The organism is Pseudomonas sp. GW821-FHT09C10, from assembly GCF_059418085.1.
This window is the reverse complement of sequence record NZ_JBWKPE010000002.1, coordinates 619461-637166: the sequence shown is the minus strand read 5'-3', so window position 1 is coordinate 637166 and position 17706 is coordinate 619461. Positions and strand designations below refer to the sequence as shown.

Annotated in this window: 15 protein-coding genes and 1 tRNA gene; 3 read left to right on the top strand and 13 right to left on the bottom strand. The window is 59.7% G+C overall.

Features of this window, described 5'->3' with window-relative positions; all coding sequences use genetic code 11:
- Positions 1–85: 85 nt before the first annotated feature.
- From AC07OT_RS06760 to AC07OT_RS06735, 6 genes are all read right to left on the bottom strand, one after another.
- Entirely contained in the window at positions 86–2527 is a 2442-nt protein-coding gene (locus tag AC07OT_RS06760; protein WP_495107739.1) for a TonB-dependent siderophore receptor, read from the bottom strand.
- Positions 2528–2631: 104 nt separating this feature from the next.
- The gene (locus tag AC07OT_RS06755) at positions 2632–3588 is read right to left on the bottom strand and encodes a FecR family protein (RefSeq protein ID WP_495107738.1); all 957 of its coding nucleotides are present in this window, start codon (positions 3586–3588) and stop codon (positions 2632–2634) included.
- On the bottom strand, positions 3581–4108 hold the full coding sequence (locus tag AC07OT_RS06750; RefSeq protein ID WP_495101064.1) for an RNA polymerase sigma factor: 528 nt from the start codon (positions 4106–4108) through the stop codon (positions 3581–3583). The genes AC07OT_RS06755 and AC07OT_RS06750 overlap by 8 nt, the downstream gene beginning before the upstream one ends.
- A gap of 132 nt (positions 4109–4240) precedes the next feature.
- A complete protein-coding gene (locus AC07OT_RS06745) occupies positions 4241–5074 on the bottom strand; it encodes an EamA family transporter (protein ID WP_495107737.1) in 834 nt (277 codons plus the stop codon).
- 228 nt (positions 5075–5302) lie between these two features.
- The gene (locus AC07OT_RS06740) at positions 5303–6253 is read right to left on the bottom strand and encodes a transporter (protein WP_083236335.1); all 951 of its coding nucleotides are present in this window, start codon (positions 6251–6253) and stop codon (positions 5303–5305) included.
- A 190-nt stretch (positions 6254–6443) separates the two neighbouring features.
- The gene (locus AC07OT_RS06735) at positions 6444–7691 is read right to left on the bottom strand and encodes an acyl-CoA dehydrogenase family protein (RefSeq protein WP_495107736.1); all 1248 of its coding nucleotides are present in this window, start codon (positions 7689–7691) and stop codon (positions 6444–6446) included.
- 507 nt (positions 7692–8198) lie between these two features.
- Between AC07OT_RS06735 and AC07OT_RS06730 the strand changes: the two genes are divergently transcribed.
- A complete protein-coding gene (locus AC07OT_RS06730) occupies positions 8199–9206 on the top strand; it encodes a helix-turn-helix domain-containing protein (RefSeq protein ID WP_495107735.1) in 1008 nt (335 codons plus the stop codon).
- 298 nt (positions 9207–9504) lie between these two features.
- On the opposite strand, the gene AC07OT_RS06725 is transcribed toward AC07OT_RS06730, so the two are convergent.
- The 7 genes from AC07OT_RS06725 to AC07OT_RS06695 form a co-directional block, all read right to left on the bottom strand.
- The gene (locus tag AC07OT_RS06725; RefSeq protein WP_115486555.1) at positions 9505–10182 is read right to left on the bottom strand and encodes an energy-coupling factor ABC transporter permease; all 678 of its coding nucleotides are present in this window, start codon (positions 10180–10182) and stop codon (positions 9505–9507) included.
- A gap of 68 nt (positions 10183–10250) precedes the next feature.
- Complete coding sequence (locus AC07OT_RS06720; RefSeq protein ID WP_098480406.1) at positions 10251–10691, bottom strand: nitrile hydratase accessory protein; 441 nt, start codon at positions 10689–10691, stop codon at positions 10251–10253.
- Positions 10688–11341: a nitrile hydratase subunit beta gene (gene nthB, locus AC07OT_RS06715; RefSeq protein WP_065924014.1), complete on the bottom strand. Its 654-nt coding sequence runs from the start codon at positions 11339–11341 to the stop codon at positions 10688–10690. Before nthB ends, AC07OT_RS06720 begins: the two co-directional genes overlap by 4 nt.
- A 20-nt stretch (positions 11342–11361) precedes the next feature.
- A complete protein-coding gene (nthA, locus tag AC07OT_RS06710; RefSeq protein ID WP_495107734.1) occupies positions 11362–11994 on the bottom strand; it encodes a nitrile hydratase subunit alpha in 633 nt (210 codons plus the stop codon).
- Positions 11995–12085: 91 nt separating this feature from the next.
- Positions 12086–12574, bottom strand: coding sequence for a group I truncated hemoglobin (locus AC07OT_RS06705; protein ID WP_495107733.1), 489 nt, complete (start codon positions 12572–12574; stop codon positions 12086–12088).
- Between the two features lie 720 nt (positions 12575–13294).
- Positions 13295–13371 (bottom strand) — tRNA-Met (locus AC07OT_RS06700).
- A 360-nt stretch (positions 13372–13731) separates the two neighbouring features.
- Entirely contained in the window at positions 13732–14283 is a 552-nt protein-coding gene (locus tag AC07OT_RS06695; RefSeq protein ID WP_495107732.1) for an RNA polymerase sigma factor, read from the bottom strand.
- Positions 14284–14545: 262 nt separating this feature from the next.
- Here AC07OT_RS06695 and sctW point away from each other — a divergent pair, with 262 nt between their 5' ends.
- Entirely contained in the window at positions 14546–15610 is a 1065-nt protein-coding gene (gene sctW / locus AC07OT_RS06690) for a type III secretion system gatekeeper subunit SctW (RefSeq protein ID WP_495107731.1), read from the top strand.
- Complete coding sequence (gene sctV / locus AC07OT_RS06685; protein ID WP_495107730.1) at positions 15607–17700, top strand: type III secretion system export apparatus subunit SctV; 2094 nt, start codon at positions 15607–15609, stop codon at positions 17698–17700. The genes sctW and sctV overlap by 4 nt, the downstream gene beginning before the upstream one ends.
- Positions 17701–17706 lie beyond the last annotated feature (6 nt).

Here is a 17706-nt window from a genome sequence, read left to right as displayed (position 1 = left end):
CGTGGGGGGAGGCTGGACACTAACAGTGGCAAGGGAGTGCGTCAAAAGCGGCCTACCCTCGGGATAGGCCGTGTGGCTCAGGCAATCAGAAGTCCCAGCGCGTGGTCAGCATGAAGTGACGCGGTGCGCCGTAGATGGCGGAGTTGTAGAAGCCCACGTTGGTGTAATACGGCTTATCGAACACGTTATTGAGGTTCAGCGTGGTCGACAGGTTTTTCGTGAATTGGTAGCGCGTCATCAGGTCCACCACCCAGTAGGACTCCTGGGAAAATTTCTCGGTGGTGTCTTTGGGGCTGTTGTAGATGTCCTGCCACACCGTGTTCTGCCAGCGCAGGCCGCCGCCGACGCTGACTTTGTCCAGCTCGCCCTTGAGCTTGTAGATCGTGAACATGCTCACTTGATCCTCGGGCTCGAAGGTCGAGATTTTTTTGCCGGCGTCGTCGCGTACCACCTTGTGGGTGTAGCCACCCTGCAACTGCCAGCCTGGAGCGATTTCGCCGGACAGTTCCAGTTCGTAGCCCTTGGTCGTCGCGTCGGTGCCCTTGAAGGCAAAGTTGGGCGGTGTCGGGGTCTGGTTGTTGTACGCATCGTCGGGCAGGGAGCGGTTGCTTTCCTTCACCTCGAAGTACGCCAGGCTGGCGTTCAGGCGTCCGTCGAGGAACTCACCCTTGAGGCCCACTTCATAGTTCTCGCCTTCGTCCGGGTCAATCAGCTTGCGGTTACGGTCGAGGTTGTAGCTTTCCTGGGGCATGAAGACATCGGTGTAGCTGACATAGGCCGACAGGTTGTCCGTGAGGTCATAGATGGCTCCGGCATAGGGAATGAAGCGTCCGGTTTCACGGTAGGTATCGGTGCTGCCGGTCAAGGTGTAGTCGACCACGCGCCCGCCGAGCAACAGTTTCAGGTCGTTGGTGAGGTTCCAGCGGGTGGTGAGGTACATGCCGGTCTGGCGAATGGTGTCGTCGGTGACTTGGGAGGCCACGCCCCAGTCGGGCTTGGCCAGGTTGCCATGCCAGTTGACGTAGTCGACCAGGTTGGCGGTGGGGAAGGTTTCGTCCCAATAGCCCTTGCCCTTCCAGTGGGCGGTACTGATGGATCCTCCGATCACCAGGTCATGTTCACGTCCGAGGAAATTGAACGGGCCGCTGATATACAGGTCGGCCGAGTCGCTGGTGGTTTCGCCCTTGTAGCGCTGGGCGTTGATATTGGCAGTGCCGTCCGCCGCCGGCTGGTAGAACTGGATCGCACCCATCTGGGCGTCGTAGCCGTTGAGCTTGTGGTCCAGTTGCAGTTTGGTCACCCAGCCGTCGCCGAGGTCGTGCTCCAGGTTAGCGAACACCGTGCGGGTGTATTGCTGCCAACTGCTCCAGTCAGTGGCATTGCTGAAGGAGCGCTTGGCATTGTTCAACTCGCCGGCATGGTTGAACAGCGGGAAACTGCCGGACCAGGTGGAACCTTTGGGTTTGCTGTCCTGATAATCGGCGCCCACGGTGAGCAAGGTGTCGGGTGACAGGTCGAATTCGAGAATGCCGTAGAACACCGAGCTTTTGTTCGAGTAGCGGTCGATCCACGACTTGTTGTCCTGATAGGCCGCCACGGCACGCCCACGCACATTGCCGGTTTCGGTCAGCGGGCCGCTGACGTCCACTTCCGTGCGGTAGTGATCCCAGGTGCCCGCCGCCGTGGTGATGTGGCCGAGAAATTCCGCCGTAGGCTTCTTGCGCACCAGGTTGATGGTGCCGCCCAGGGAGCCGGCGCCGCTGAGCAGGCCGGAGGCGCCCTTGAGCACTTCGACCCGGTCATAGATCGCCATGTCGCTCAGGGTGTTGCCCGCCGAATAGGCCACGTTGCGCACGGCCGAGGGAATACCGTCGTACTGGAAATTGTTGATCGAAAAACCGCGCGAGTAGTAATTGCTGCGGTCGGTGTCGTAGGCCGACACGGTAATGCCAGGGGTATGACGCATCACGTCGTCGACACTGTCGAGGGCAAAGTCATCCATGTGCTGGCGGGTGACGACACTGATGGACTGCGGCGTTTCACGCGGGGTCAGCACCAGGCGCGTGGCCGTGGCGATGGTGCCCGGGGTGTAGGAGCCGGTGCCTTCGGTGACGGTGCCCAGTTGGTTGCTGATCACGGTGGTGGTGCCCAGTTGCAGAGCCGCGCCGGGTTGTGCGGTGCGGGTCAGTATGACCGCGTTGGGACCATTGAGCTCGAAGCTCAGGGGCGTGCCTTTGAGTAACTGGGCCAGCGCCTCCAGGGCGGTCATGCGGCCGCTGACGCCAGGCGACTCGACGCCTTGGGCCAAGTCCGCCGCATAGGCAATTTGCAGGCCGCTCTGCACACTCAATTGATCCAGGGCATTGACCAGCGACTGACGCGCTATGGCAAAGCTGCGGGTATCTGCTGCTTCACGAATGGCCGGCTTGCCCGCCGGTTCCACGGCAACCGCAGTGCTGCACGCCAGGCAGACGGCAAGCGCAAGAATGCTACGGGCGTGGGTCGGATTGAGTGCTGGAAAGTGCATGTGAGCCCCGTTAGAAATAGGAATGATTTGCAAAGGCAAAATTCTTGACGGGTTGAAGCTTCGAAAGCCGTAAAACTTTTTGCGACGGGGTCAGGGGCTCTGTATCAGCGAATAATCAGGATGCCACCCGGCAGGCGCTGGATGTGGGTGGAAGTGATTCTACTCAACGCCTGCACGATCGCCTGGGGGTCATCCAATTGGTAATTGCCGCTGACCCGCTCACCGGCAGCGGTATCGTTCAATAGCAGGATCGGTGAGGGATAATAGCGACGGATCTCTGACAACACCTGTGCCAGCGGCGCGTTCTGGAACGACAGCCGTCCGTTGATCCAGGCCATCTGCTGTTCGCCACCTTCCAGGGACAGCGGTTGCAGGTGCCCACCCAGCAACTGTTGCCAGTTGCCCGCCTGCAACACGCTCTGTTCGCCCTTGCGGTTGGCGAAGCGCACGCGGCCTTGTCGCACGGCGACGGTGACGCCCGCGTCGCGCTGGCTGACGCTGAATTGCGTGCCGACTACGGTCACGCTGGCCTCGGCGGTTTCGATGCTAAGAGGGCGCTCTGAGTCGTGTGCGGCTTCGACGTAGAGCTCGCCGCGCAGCAGCTTGATGCGGCGATGGGCGCCGTCGAAGGCGATGCTGATTGCGCTGTGGCTGCCCAGCACGATGTGCGAGCCGTCCTCCAGGTCAAAGCGTTCCAATTGCGCAACGTCGGTCATGTGGTCAGCCTGCAGGCGCATCGGCACATCGGTCATCCAACCGATGCCCAGCGTGATCAATACGGCAGCGGCGGCAGCCATAAAGCGTGTCTTGCGGTGCGTGGCGGCTTGCGGGGCAGGGGGCAATTCCAGGTCGCCGGCGAGGTTTTTCAAGGCTTGCTCGAAGGCGCGGCTTTCCCACATCGCGGCCAGTTCCGCATACGCCGTGGCGTGCCGGGGATCCGCATCGCGCCACTGCTCAAAGCGCTGGCGGGTGATGGGGTTGCGCACCGTCTCATCGCGCTGGGCGAACCAGTCGGTCGCCTGCTTACGTATGGCATCGGGGGTGTCGGTGCGATCAATCATGGTCGGTCGTTTGCTTGACGCAGGCAATGAGGGCTTGGCGCAGATCTTTTTCCACCGTGCTCAACGACACCTGCAGGCGTTGGGCGATCTCGCTTTGGGACAGGTCATGCAATCGATGCAATACCAGGATTTGTTGCTGGCGTTTGGGCAAGGTAGCGAGCACCTGTTGAAACTGCAGCAGTTGTTGTTGGCCCTGGGCCTGGCTCTCCGGACCGGGTGCCGTGGTGGGCACCTCGACAACCAGGCTTTCGGCCAGCTGGCACTCATAGCGCCTTTTACTGCGCACACTGCGCAGATGATCAAAAGCCAGGTATTGCGCAGTTTGATAAAGAAACGGCTTCAAGTGTTCGATAGGGCGAGCGTACAGCGCTTTCGCCACCTTCAGGTAGGTTTCCTGGGCCAGGTCCTCCGCCTGGCTCGAACAGCCGACGACGCGCGACAGCATACGGATTAACGCACTGCGCTGCCCGATAAAAACGGCGCTGAGTTTTTCCTGATCCCCTGGCGTCCCTGTCTCCATGGCCCCGATACCCTGATGCGGCGTTGCGCGAATAGCAGGCATACTAATGAGAAGCGGTCTCATTTGATAGGGTGGCGGGTGATTTGTTTGGAGAGCAGTCCTGCCGGGCATGTCATAGGTTCGACCGGCGCGTCAGCCCAGTCGCAACACCATCGCCCCGCCAGCAATGATGCACGCAGCCATGATGCGGCGGCGGGTCAGTTGCTCTTTGAGCACCAGTGCCGAGATCACCACGCCAAACAGGATCGACGTCTCCCTGAGCGCCGAAACCGTGGCGATCGGTGCCGCTGTCATTGCCCAAAGTGCCAGGCCGTAGGACACGACGGTGCCGAAGCCACCGATAACACCTGGGCGCCAGTGGCGCGCTAGATAGCGGCAGAATTCGCGCCGCCTGACGGCAAATGCCCAGACGGCAAGCGCAAGGCCGGTGAGCAGGAATATCCACAGCGTATAGGCCGCCGGGGCGCCGGATTTGCGCACACCCACACCGTCGATAAGGGTGTAGCCGGCGATGACCGCCGCGTTGACCAGCGCCAGGAGCATCCCTTTTCGCTGACCGATGCTGGGGGCGGCAGCCATGCTCAGAATGCCGATGCAGATGATGGCAATGCCGAGCCAGGCGAATGAGGACAAGGACTCGGACAACAGCCCTACGCTCGCTGTCGCCACCAGCAACGGCGCAGTGCCGCGCATGATTGGGTAGGTCTGGCTCATGTCGGCAATGCGGTAAGTCGAGGCGACCAGCACGAAATACACCACCTGCAAAATCACCGACGCACCGATGAAGGGCCAACTTTCCTTGGCCGGAAGTTCCAGAAACGGAATGACCGTCGCTGCGATCAGCGATGCAATGGACGCGATCATGCAGGTGGTCAGGAGCTTGTTGTCACCGCCCTTGACCACGGCATTCCAAGTGGCGTGCAACGCAGCGCCCAGCATGATGATTGCGAACACATCAAGGCTCATGAAGGGACGTCCTATTGGCTAAGTTCTGTATCCAGGAGGGGGGCTGCGAGTATGCCCCAGGCACTTTCTTCAAGGCATAAAAAAACGGTCTACCTTTCGGTAAGCCGTTATCAGTACCGGGTTACGCGTTAATTGAGGGCAAATGCTGTTCGATTACGCCTGGTCGCCCCATGCCCGGATATGTTTTAACGCCAGGCGTTATCGAGTAGCCCTGAATGAGATTTTTGCTCAGAACACCTGCAACAGTCGAACGTTGATGCGGGCGCTTTCCTTGAAGCCATTTTCCACCTCAAGGTCGCGCCCGAGCGCCACCAGCAGTTGCGTCTTCGGGCGGATAAAGTAACTGCCACCCACGCTGATTTTTCGTTGCCGAGCTTCGTCGTCGCTGTCAACGCCATTGACCCGGGTCTCACCGCCCCAGGTCTGTGACAGGCCGACGAAAGCGTTGGCTCCGGGCGTGAACTGGTAACGCAAATATCCCTGCCCCTGGTAGAGCTGTTTCTGCTTGAGCGTGTCGCCGGCAGCGCCGTAGTTGTCGTTCTTGCCATGGAACATGACGTCGCCGGTCAAGTCGACATACCAATTGTCGGTCAGCCCTTTGACGAAACCTACCTGTAAATCAAACTTCCAGCGGTTTTCCCCCAGATTGAGCGGGCGGTCGTGGCTATAGCTACCCGTTGGAAGGTACAGATAGGGCGCTATGGCTAGATAGGTGCGAGACGCTGAGTCGTTGATCAACCAGACTGGTGCGGCCAGGATAACGTCACCTACCCCGCTGGTCTTGCCCAGTGCACTCGTGTCGCGCCCGGCATCCAGCCGGCCGAACGGTACCAGGATCTGGGGGCCTACCGTCAGCCCGCCAATCGTGGTGTAGTGCACCAGCCTCCCGATACCGACATCCGAGACCAGCCGAGGATCCCGCGCCGTCTGCCGTCCCTGGGCATAGAGTTTGTTGCGCTCGGCATGCTGCAGGTACAGCAACCCCGCCGTCGTACCCTCCGGCGCCGGGACGAAATCACCGATGTCCACATCGATGGCGCGCGCGGTCATCGGCACCATCGTGACCATCGGTAGACAGGCCAAGGCCAATACCTTGTTCATGCTGCTCAGGGGCGAGTGGGTACCGGCCTTTGACACGTGGCCGGTCCTGCGGGCGACGCTGGAGAATGCTTGGGTCATTACGGAAGTCCTCTCTCGAGTAGTCATCTGTCATTGATCGGCCGGCGAAGTGCGGCGACACAGGACAACGCGGCAGTGCGCATGACAAAGATAGGGGGGACGCGCCCCAAGTCGCTTTGTTGGGGCGGTCATTCGTTGTGCTGGGAAGGACAGCTGCTCGGCGCTTACGCCTCGTGGCACGGGGGCCGCTTCAACTGCGTGCCTCTGCGCCGGCCATGGCGTCGTAGGCCGGCGAGCGCAGCAGCGCATGGAGTTGCCGGCGGCGGACCCCCATGTTGCCGCCGTCGTACAGGGGAAAACACAGCGCGTCCTGCATCAGGCCAGCCAACGGGTAGAGGTCGGTATAGGCATCGACACCGACAACGCGCATGGCATCGTAGACAGCCTGAACGCACAGTTCCGAACAGTGAACCTTGGTGATGATGGCCAGTTCGCGGCCGCGTCCCTGGGTGATATCGAGCTGGTGACAGGCTTTCCAGGTCAGGTAGCGCGCGGCCTCGATGCGCATCTTGATATCGGCCAGCATGAAGCCAACGTTCTGGTGCTCAATCACAGGCACCGTGCCGGAGCGCTTGTCGGTGCGGGCAAACTTCAAGGCGACGTCGAAGGCTGCGCGCATCACACCTACGCAGGCCGCGCCGATGAGCGCCGCAGTCCAGGAGAAGGCATCTTCCACCATGGCAATGCCATCGCCCGGCTTGCCCACAATATTGGCCGCCGGCACGCGCACATTGTTGAAATGGATGCGCGGCGAGATCGTCGCGCGATGGCCGACGGTATCGAGAAAGCCCGCGATCTCGATGCCCTGGGCGCTGCCGGGCACCATGATGACCGCCAGCGATTGCTGCGGCGGCAGGGCCGCATCGGTGCGGCATATGACGCTGTACAGGTGCGCGCCCTTGCCGTCCCAACCGGTACCGTTGGTGGTGTAGTGCTTGGCGCCGTTGATGACCCATTCGTCGCCTTCGAGGCGGGCGAATGTCTGCACGCCGGCGGAGGGGTCGGGGTTGTCGTAGTTAGCGCCTCCGGTGACCTCAGTGAAGGCCAGGGCGGCCAGGCGCGAGCCATCTTCGACGAAGTCCGGCAGGAAGCGGCGCTTCTGCTCCTCGGTGCCGTGGTGCAGCACCGCGTGCAAACCCAGGCCGGTGCCCAGCAAAGCCGAAGGCAAGTTGACGTCGGCGGCGGCGAGTTCTTCGGCAGCCAAGGCAAAATCCAGCGTGGTCAGGGCGCTGCCGCCGAACGAGGCGGGCAGCAACGCCTTGATGAAGCCGGCGTCGACCATTGCATCGTAGAACGGCCGCGTGGCGTAGAACCGGTCTTCCGGTCGCGCGATTGGGGCGATGGTGGGGGCGACCTTGCTGAGGACTTCGGCGGCGAAGGTGCGCGCGCTTGCCTGTAAAGCCTTCTGTGATTCGGTGAGCTGGAAATCGATAGCCATGGGAAGCGACCTTTCTTGCGGTGGGTTAGGTAACGGACAACCCATCGTAGGCAGCCGGACTGCCTCGGTCTCGCTGGAGCGTGCAAGCCCAATTGACGATTTGCGCAAGGGCGCAGGGCTTTCCCGACTGAGGTTGTGCCCTCTGCAGAAAGAGCCTGTAGCGGGTGAATGCCCCCTTGGTTCTGGCGCGGACTTTGCGTCTTTCTACCGCAGGTCACATGGGGTCAGTCCTGCGCCTGTTTATCCGGCGAAAACTGCACCGGCATGACGCATTCGCATTCCCGCCGTGCACAGCGCAGGCACAAACGAAAATGCCGTGCCAGGGTGCCTGCAAGCCCATCAACCGACGACTTGCCTTTGCGTGCAAGACCAGTTGACGATCTGTGCAACAGGAGGAACACATGACACGTCTGAGCGGCCCGCCATACCGTGACATTGGCTCAGAAATCAGTCGCTGGCTTGCGCTCGCGATGATTGTCTTTTGCGCCACTGAGGGGTGACCGCAGGATGCAAATCTGGACTACCGAGGCGTGCGTGCAGCGTGAAAGATTCAGCTACTGGCGTGAGGTCCTCTGCGAAGCCTTCGTTTCGCTCAATCCCATCCTCAAGCAAGAGCCTGCAGGATTGGACTTCACGGGCGAGGTGAGCTCCCGGCCCCTCTCCATGAGCGCGCAGACCCGCGTGTTTTCCCGGGCGCAGTTCGTCCAACGACGCTGGGATGAAATCCGCCGCAACCCGGTCGAGTTCTGCTTCGCGAACTTCCAGTTGGAAGGGTCATGCGTGGTACGTCAGGATGGGCAGGAGACACTGGTGTTGCCCGGTGACTTCTCCGTCGTGGACTCCACGCGTCCCTACTTTCTCGATTTCAGGGAAGATTGGCGCGTGCTGTCATTCCGTATACCCAGGGAGCAACTGGTGTCCAGGCTCGCGGCACCGCGCCAGGCGACAGCGCGCTGCGTCAGCGGACAAGCGGGACTTGGACTGGTCGCGGCTCGCTTCGCCCGCTCACTTGAACAGATGGACGCCAGCGTCGGGCTACAGGCGCAGCACGGGCTCAGCGCCGCGCTTAACGGCGTCATCGCCATTGCGTTGGGCGCCACGCTGGAGGCGCAGGAGCAGGACCGGGTGCCGGTGCGGACAGCCTTCCGCCAGGCGGTCGAGACCTATATAGCCGATCATTTATCTGAACCCGGGCTCGGGCCGGACCTGCTTGCGGCGCGATTCAAGGTCTCGCGCCGGACACTCTATGGCCTGTTCGAGGAAGAGCCATTTTCCGTCAGTGGCCTGATCCGGGAGCTGCGCTTGCGGCACAGCGCGCGCGATCTCTGCAGTTCCGGCCATCCTGGCGTGCTCGCCGTAGCGCTGCGCTGGGGGTTTAACGATGCCTCGCATTTCTCCCGGTTGTTCAAGCAGCGGTTCGGGATCTCCCCACGCGGACTCGCAGCCAGCGTCGAAGGTGAAGCCAAACCAGGAACGAACAGTTGTGGATCGGTCCAGGATCTTCTGATCAGGTGAAGACAAGGTTCAGGAACTACAAAGGCGATCAAGGTGCGAGGTGCCGGGATGGGATGGGATGCGGCGCAGGGTGACCTGGGGTCATCTGTCGGTAGTCCCCGTTCATCACGGCGCGTTTCGCCATGAATATGGAGCCAGCGGTACTCCCCGGACTGCCTTGCGGGGGCTATTTCTGAAAAGCATCAACTACCTCCAGTTTTGCTCACGAGGTGTTGAGGTCGTTCTCGCTCTTGATGCCCCGAGCATCGCGGTCTTCGAATGCCCGGGGACAGTCTGGCTTGGACTGGCGTCTGTCGACTCAGGCGGCCTGATACAGACGGCGCTCGACCAGCCGGCTGTTACGCAGGCGATGCGTTGCCTTGGCACCGGCCAGCACGGCCAGGTCCAACAGCGGTTCGAGGATGACGACGGTCATGTAGGCACTGCCGAAGGTCAGGACCGACAGTGCGTTCTCTGCCGTGAAGCCCTTCCCGTAGAAAGCCCAGAAGGCAACCCAGGCGACGATGCCTGACTGGAAGGCCGTCGACAGGCCCAGTGCCTGGCGATAGCCCAGATCAACATAGGGCGTGTTTGGCGCGATGATACGCCGCGCCAGGGCAGCAACTGCCAACAGCGGTACCAAAAGGGTGGTGACGTTCATGCCGTATTGCGGCAGGTCGAATGGTGCGAAGAACAGCCCCTGGATTAACAGCCCCAAAGCGAGACCTACTGCTGCAGGTGCTGCACCGAACAACAGGAACAGCGTCGAGCCGAGTATGAGATGCACCTCCGAGACGCCAACCGGATGATGCGGTAGCAGTTCAAAGAAGCCAAACACCAGCGCCGTGGCGGCGGCGGCGCGAACTACCAGCGAGACGGCACCGCGTTCGCCAATGGCGTCCGCAACGAGTTTGACGGTGTAGGTGCCGACGGTTGCGGCGGTAACATAGCTCAGCCAGAGTTTTCCGGCTTCCACGAGGCCAGGTTCGATATGCATGACGATGACTCCTTGGCCGCCTCTGCGGCTTGCTAGGTAAAAAAGGACAACAAGAAACTGCTCCGCCCTCAGTGAGAGGCTCGGCTGATCGCCACGGGCTCGCGATGCGGCAGATGCTCACCGGTGTGCCCGTGGGCCGGTGGACAACTTGCATTGAGCAAAACCACTGGTTGTCCATGGGGAGTATTCAGATAGGCCTGCCTCCATTCCTCGCCCCGTTGGACGATGTCCTCCATCCCGGTCAGGCCTAGGGTGGTGACCATTCTTTCCATGGCCGTGATCCATTGCCGGTAATAGGCGTCATTGACGCTTTCTCCGGGTTGCGCCGGGGCAGCCTTGATCTCTTCGCTGAATACCTGCACCCAGTCCTTCCAGGGGAACACGCCGGCTTGGTGCAAGTGCACCAGCAGGGAAAAAGCCTGAGCCTGCCAAGGCTTGTCGAACACCGGGCCTTCATCGTCGAGAGGGAGGCCGACGGCCTTGTAGTCGTGGCGCATGCTCGTGTTCATACGGCCTCCAGGTAGTTGTCCCATAGGTCGATGCAGACACTGTCCGGTCGCCGTACTCCCCACAATTCCTCGGCACTGAAGCGTACGGCATAGACCTGCTGCGGCTGTTCGCCCAAACCATGGGCCATCGTGTCCGGGGTAGCGAACGCGCCATGCGCGATCACGATTGTGCCGACCTTACCGCGCGCGTAGCGTGGCAGCCGGGTGTGATTGGTTGGGTTGAGGCACTTCGTCCGCACCCGGTCACCGACTCGGAATTGGCCGGGGACATCTTCTTTTGCCCGCGACGAGGCGCCGCCGAGCACTACGGCGTCGACGATGTCCGGAGTTAACACCGTGACGGGCTGTGTCGGTGGGGTTGGTTTGGCCGTACCCTGCAGTTCGGCAGCGCTGATGACGCCCTTTTCTGTCAGCAGGGTCTCGAAGGCGTGCAGCCAGTGCTCGTAGTAGCTCGACTGCAGGTATTCGGCCGGCTTCATGCGTTCGATGGCGTGGCGGAATTCGTCGACGTTGAAGTACCCGCCGACGAAGAGCGAGGCGAAGAGCGGAAAAACCCTGCGCTCCCAATCATGATGGAAGATGGGTTCGTGCTCTTCCGTGAGCACTGGGCCGAAACCATGCATGCCGCCCAGGTCGTGTATACCATTCATGGGTTTTCTCCTTCTCAGGTTCAGGCTACTTGATCCGGATTCTTAGGCAGTCCGGTGCCGATCATGGCGTCGCGAGTCACGAGTTCGACCAGTTGTTCCTCGTTCCAGCCATCAGTACCCGCCGGACGTTCCGGCAATACCAGATAGCGCAGCTCAGCGCTGCTGTCCCAGACGCGAACTTCCTTGTCATCAGGAATCGTCAGACCGAACTCCGCCAGCACGCCGCGCGGGTCAATGACTATCCTCGAGCGATAAGGTGCGGACTTGTACCAGACCGGTGGCAGGCCCAGGGTCGGCCACGGGTAGCAGGAGCACAGTGTGCATACCGTCACGTTGTGCACGGTCTGGCTGTTCTCCACGACCACCATGTCTTCACCCTGAACACCAGAAAAGCCCAGCTCGGCGATGGCTGCAGTGCCATCTTCCAGCAGCCTGTGTTTGTACAGAGGGTCGAACCAGGCTTTTGCTATGACTTGGGCGCCGTTTCTCGGGCCGACCTTGTATTGGTAGGTGTCCACCAAAGCATCCATGGCTACGGGATCGACCAGGCCCTTTTCCGTCAGCAGGGACTCGAGCGCTTTGACGCGTAGCGCTATGGTCTCCGGTGGCTCAGTGTGGTCGTGATCGTGATGATGTTCGTGCGTATGACTCATGTCTTTGCCCCCTCTGAAGTTGGTGAAATCGCTCCCTGCATTACTCGACGAGTGCAGCAATACCAGTATCCGGCGCCAGCTTTTTCACAGGTTACTTCCCTCGTTTCGGCCAAATTACCCCAACGCTTTTCATTCCTTTGGCGGAGTCCATTTCGGGGTGTGCGAGTACTACGTCGCGGTAGGAGGGGCTACCAATCACGGCGGGTTTAAACTTGATCAGAAAGTCATTGACCTCTTTGCGCAGGTCCGGTGCCAGATCGTAGTCGTTGTAGCATTCCTCAAGACAATCGAGCACGGCTTGCCAGTGCACCTCGGTAAGACCCATTCCGCGATGCGCGGTGACCATGTCCCTACCTCGGTATTTGGCGCTGCCACCCCAATGTTCAGAAAGGAAATCGACAAAGTTGATGTGTTCCTTCTGGAATGTTGATTCGGACATGTGGGCCCAGATATGACCGATAGCGGGATGTCCCATGGTCTTCCTCAAAACTGCACCTGCGAACTGATAAATGACGTCGTAGCCCCCAAGACGCGCATAGAGAGAGGGCTGTTGTTCCACGGATGGTTGCTGGTCGGTCATGATGCGGTTTCTCCGTTTCGGCTGGGGACGATCTCATTCGCTCAATGTGGTGTTCCGCCCGGTTGATAAGGGGCGCGAGAGCTTGCGACGAATCCAAATTAGAGCTGCTGTCGAGCGCACGCTTTGCTGGCAAGGACAATCGTTTGGTCTGGACGGACAACGGCTTAGGAAAACCGTGCTTGCAGCAGACGCAGAATGCTGACATCGGAACTGGTCCTGCGGCCATGGGGGTAGATATGGTCCGTGCCTGGGGTTCCTTTAGTTCTGTCTTGACCGGACGGTTCGCTGTTCTAGATCGCCGTGGACGTTGGTGTTTTACGAATGCTCCCATTCCATCGGCGTTGCAGCACCAAGGTCCCGAGTTGCAGCAGGTAAGTGGCAAACTCTTCGGGTGCCATGTCCCATCTGTGTAAAAACCAGGATGAATCGGATAGTCGCTGCTGTTCTCGTAGATGCATGAGACACCTCGTCATTTGTGTTTTTAGGGACACGGCATGGAGTGAACATTATCTAGGGGAGATGAAGTGTGCTTGGTTCGAATGGACAACCGTTTGGTTAAAAAGGACAGGTATAGATGTCCGGCATACCCGTGGGCAGCGATGGTGCGGGGGGAGGGGATAGGGATAGGCAGAGATAAACGGCCAGACACAAGAAAGCCCGCACTAGGCGGGCTTCTTGAGGTGATTCATAGACTGCTGTAGACATCTATGGATCGGTACTTGGTGGCTACACAGGGACTTGAACCCCGGACCCCAGCATTATGAATGCTATGCTCTAACCAACTGAGCTATGTAGCCAAGTGGCGCGCATTATTCGCGTAGAACGGGAATGCGTCAAGCATTTATTTTGAATTTTTATCTACGCTTTCAATTGTTTATCGGAAACGCGCGAGTTGGGCGACGAGTGGTTGATGATTCGCTGCTTCTATGAAGGGGCCCCCCTGGCGCCAGGCAATCCCTCGGCTGCTGGGCAAAGCAGCTCGTTGATCCTGCTTGCAACGGGACTGATCGCTCAAGGGGCTTGGGGCTGATGTTCGGTTTTGGCGGGATCGGTGCGACGCTGTCAGGGTGATTGGTGATCTTCCTGGCACGTACGAAAAAGGTCTGTTCGGTTGGGCAGATATCCCTGTCGCCCAACGCTTGGCCAGTCAGCCGGATTTACGATTGAAACGGGTTCTGGGTGCTGCGCTTGAGCTGTTCGCGTGCTCGCGACAGGCGTGAGCGAACGGTACCGATGGGGATGTCCAATACATCGGCGGTGTCCTGGTAGCTGCCGTCGGTTTCCAGCGAGGCGTACATCGTCCTGCGCATTTCCGTCGGCAGGTGGTCAATGGCGCTCAGGGTGTTCTCCAGGCGGCGGTTGATCTCAAACTCCCAATCCAGGTTGTTGCTTTCTTCCTGCCCATGCCACAACGATTCATCAAATTCGCAATGCACGGGTTTGGCATACATGCGCCTGAAGTGATTGCGAATCAGGTTCTGTGCGATGCCGCACATCCAGGTACTGAGCGAGGCGTTACCGCAGAAACGCTCGCGGTTGCGCCAGGCTTCCAGGTAGGTCAGTTGCAGAAGATCATCCGCATCTTCCGGGTTGAGTACGCGCTTGTGAATGAAGCGCCTGAGTTTTTTCTGCTGGTCGTCTGTCAGGTGATGCATGAATTGAGGCGAGCTGCCAACGAGGTGAGCTAAAGCTTCAATGGGGAGATTCATGTTTTTTTTCCTTAGGGTAGACGCAGTCGAGCGGGTGTCGACAGGTCCCTTTAGCACTCCCTGTGCCAAGCGGAAAAAATTCGTAACCTTATGATTTATATGTATAAATATTTTGAATTGATGCGTTTTTGTGCAGTGATTTGCACGGAGCACTGAAGGCTTTTGCAAGTTTTTTCAAATTCGTATTGAGAAAGGATTTCGATGGAACTGCATGGGGAGCCGTTGCCACACAGGGAAACACTCTTCCTGTACTGGCGTGTCCATGAAAGTCGAATCCAACAACGATGTGCAAACAATCCGCCCCCTGGATCAGGCGGCTATCAGTCATGCCTCAGTTCCCGCACCCGCGAAGGGAATCGATGAGCTTGCACATCTGTTCGGCCAGGAGGTGGAGCTCAACAGCCGAGCGCTGAGCGGCCGGAAGATGACGTTGCGCGTGCCCCCCGTCGAGCAGCTTGCGCAACTTTATGATCAGTTGGGCCATCCGGCCAAGAAGACGCTGGCGTTCCTTTCGCTACTCTTCAGGCAGCAATTGCAGGGCAGACCTACTGTCGAAAAATTGCTGAAGCTTGCGGACGGGGACCCGGCGCGTGCGTTTGTGGTGCTCAAGCATGTGGCTGCCAAGGCTGGCAGCGAGGTCCGTCAGTCCGACGCTACGTTGGCGCGCGATGCCATTGCCCAGCTTGAAGCCCGTTTCAAAGGGGAGATCCAGGCAGGCCTGAACATTGCCTTGGCGTTGCAGTCGGCCGGGGTCGACCCGCAGGAGCGCCAGGCACTGCGTTTGCTCTACTACGCCAATGTGGTCACGCGCCAGTCCCTGTCGACGATGATGCAGGCTTTGCTGGGTGTATACGGTGGTGAGCAGTTCCACGTCGGGCTGCAGGTGATGAGTAAGGCGTTGGCGGATGACCTTGCGACCAAGGTGTCGTCAACGCCCAAGCCTCTGTTGCACACTTTGCTGCAGGGCCTGCGAGACTGCGGGCGGTTGAGCTCCGTGTTGGCTGGGTGCAATGAGTTGATCGGGCGCTTGGGCATCGAACATGACGCGGTAGGCTTGTTGCAGCGTCTGCTGGCTTACGCCGGCGGTGGCATTGAGGCTGCTGAGGCCCTGCGACTGGCGAATGATCTGGGAGGGGTCTCATCCCTCCAGCAACTGCTAGCCCTCCAGGCGATTTACCCATTGTTCAAGCAATTGCCCTTGGCCTTGTGGTCTGACAATCAAGTACGACGGGATACCTTGGCTCGGCTTGTGATGGTGGTGGACGAACTGGACCGGCATATGCGCGGGCCTACACGACATGCCGGTGAGCCGAGGACCATGACGTGACCGCTCTGTCGGCCATCAACCGTGTATTGCTCAAAGTGGCACAACGCGCCGAAGTGTTGGGCGCCGTGGTGGTCATGGCCATCGTATTCATCTTTATTGTGCCGCTGCCCACCTGGCTGGTGGACATTTTGATCGCCCTCAATATCTGCATTTCGTGCCTGTTGATCGTGCTTGCGCTCTACCTGCCGGGCCCCCTGGCGTTTTCGTCGTTTCCATCGATCCTGTTGTTGACCACCATGTTTCGACTGGCCCTGTCGATTGCAACCACGCGTCTGATCCTGCTGGAGCAGGATGCGGGTGACATCGTCGAGGCCTTCGGTAATTTTGTGGTGGGAGGCAACCTGGCAGTGGGGATGGTGATTTTCCTGATCCTGACCCTGGTTAACTTCCTGGTGATCACCAAGGGTTCGGAACGGGTCGCCGAGGTCGCGGCGCGGTTCAGCCTGGACGCGATGCCGGGCAAGCAGATGTCCATCGACAGTGACTTGCGTGCCGGCCTGATTGACGGCACACAAGCGCGGGACAAGCGCGAGCAGTTGTCCCGTGAGAGCCAGTTGTTCGGCGCGATGGATGGGGCCATGAAGTTCGTCAAGGGCGACGCTATCGCGGGGTTGATCATCGTCGTGGTCAACCTGTTGGGCGGCTTCTCTACGGGCATGTTCCAGCACGGCTTGAGCGCTGCTGAATCAATGACGTTGTATTCGGTGCTGACTATCGGCGACGGTCTGATTGCACAGATTCCGGCGCTGCTGATCTCTCTGACCGCCGGCATGATCATCACCCGCGTGGCGCCGGAGGGGCGTAAGGGCATCAGTAACATGGGTGCCGAAATTGCCCGGCAAATGACCAGCGAGCCCAAGAGCTGGGTCATCGCTTCGGTGGGCATGCTCGCGTTTGCCATAGTGCCCGGTATGCCGACCGGGGTATTTATCCTTATTTCGCTGATAACCGGCAGCCTGGGGTATTACCTGATGCGCCAGCGTCAGCGACAGGCAGAGCCCGCGGCCGCAGTCGCCGAAGCCGTGCGTCCCGAAGAAAACGGAAAAGAGGACTTGCGCGGGTTTGATCCGTCGCGCCCTTACCTGTTGCTGTTCCCCCCGGTTTTGCGTGGGACGCCTGAGGTGACGGAGCTTATTCATGGAATTCGTCAGGCCCGAAATGCACTGGTTGCCAATATCGGTCTGACCCTGCCGCCCTTCGAAGTCGAACTCGATGACTCGCTGGCCGCTGACGAAATGCGTTTTTGTGTGCATGAAGTGCCGATGGTCAAGGCCTCGGTTGTCAACTATCTGGCCGTTGAGCGTAACGCCTTGACGGTCGAGCCTGAGCACGGAATACCCGGGCTGGCTGAGCGTGATGAACAGGACTGGGTCTGGCTGGCACCGGATGATCCATTGCTCGATGACCCGCAATTGGAACGCTTTACCGCGACCAGTCTGATCATCGAACGCATGAAGCAGGCCATGATGCTCAGCGGACCGCAGTTCCTGGGGATCCAGGAGAGCAAATCGATCCTCAGCTGGCTGGAGCACAACCAGCCGGAACTGGTGCAGGAACTGCAACGAATCATGCCGCTGTCGCGGTTTTCGTCAGTATTGCAACGCCTGGCCGGTGAAGGCGTGCCGCTGCGCGCCGTGCGGTTGATTGTCGAATCGCTGATCGAGTATGGCCAGCATGAGCGTGAGCCGGAAGCATTGGCCGACTACGCGCGTATTGCGCTCAAGGCGCAGATTTTCCATCAATACAGCGAGGCCGACGGCCTCCATGCCTGGCTGCTGTCACCGCACTCTGAAAACATCCTGCGTGAGGCATTGCGTCAGACCCAGACCGGGGTGTTTTTCGCGCTTGACGACGACCACAGCGCCGCGTTGATCACCCTGCTTAACCAGGCCTTTACCTTAAGGGCCAAGAGCAAGAGTGTGCTGTTGGTGGCGCAGGACCTGCGTAGTCCCTTGCGTACCTTGCTGGTGGAAGAGTTCAACCATGTTCCGGTGCTGTCGTTTGCCGAGTTGGGGAGCACCTCCAAGGTCAAAGTGCTGGGGCGTATTGACCTTGGCCAGGACGAGCTGATGCGTGGTGCAGTGGCATGAGTATTC

Excerpts from the sequence above, each read along its gene's own strand:
- AC07OT_RS06760 (WP_495107739.1), bottom strand. The coding sequence starts at position 2,527 with ATGCACTTTCCAGCACTCAATCCGACCCACGCCCGTAGCATTCTTGCG.
- AC07OT_RS06755 (WP_495107738.1), bottom strand. The coding sequence starts at position 3,588 with ATGATTGATCGCACCGACACCCCCGATGCCATACGTAAGCAGGCGACC.
- AC07OT_RS06750 (WP_495101064.1), bottom strand. The coding sequence starts at position 4,108 with ATGGAGACAGGGACGCCAGGGGATCAGGAAAAACTCAGCGCCGTTTTT.
- AC07OT_RS06745 (WP_495107737.1), bottom strand. The coding sequence starts at position 5,074 with ATGAGCCTTGATGTGTTCGCAATCATCATGCTGGGCGCTGCGTTGCAC.
- AC07OT_RS06740 (WP_083236335.1), bottom strand. The coding sequence starts at position 6,253 with ATGACCCAAGCATTCTCCAGCGTCGCCCGCAGGACCGGCCACGTGTCA.
- AC07OT_RS06735 (WP_495107736.1), bottom strand. The coding sequence starts at position 7,691 with ATGGCTATCGATTTCCAGCTCACCGAATCACAGAAGGCTTTACAGGCA.
- AC07OT_RS06730 (WP_495107735.1), top strand. The coding sequence starts at position 8,199 with ATGCAAATCTGGACTACCGAGGCGTGCGTGCAGCGTGAAAGATTCAGC.
- AC07OT_RS06725 (WP_115486555.1), bottom strand. The coding sequence starts at position 10,182 with ATGCATATCGAACCTGGCCTCGTGGAAGCCGGAAAACTCTGGCTGAGC.
- AC07OT_RS06720 (WP_098480406.1), bottom strand. The coding sequence starts at position 10,691 with ATGAACACGAGCATGCGCCACGACTACAAGGCCGTCGGCCTCCCTCTC.
- nthB (WP_065924014.1), bottom strand. The coding sequence starts at position 11,341 with ATGAATGGTATACACGACCTGGGCGGCATGCATGGTTTCGGCCCAGTG.
- nthA (WP_495107734.1), bottom strand. The coding sequence starts at position 11,994 with ATGAGTCATACGCACGAACATCATCACGATCACGACCACACTGAGCCA.
- AC07OT_RS06705 (WP_495107733.1), bottom strand. The coding sequence starts at position 12,574 with ATGACCGACCAGCAACCATCCGTGGAACAACAGCCCTCTCTCTATGCG.
- AC07OT_RS06695 (WP_495107732.1), bottom strand. The coding sequence starts at position 14,283 with ATGAATCTCCCCATTGAAGCTTTAGCTCACCTCGTTGGCAGCTCGCCT.
- sctW (WP_495107731.1), top strand. The coding sequence starts at position 14,546 with ATGAAAGTCGAATCCAACAACGATGTGCAAACAATCCGCCCCCTGGAT.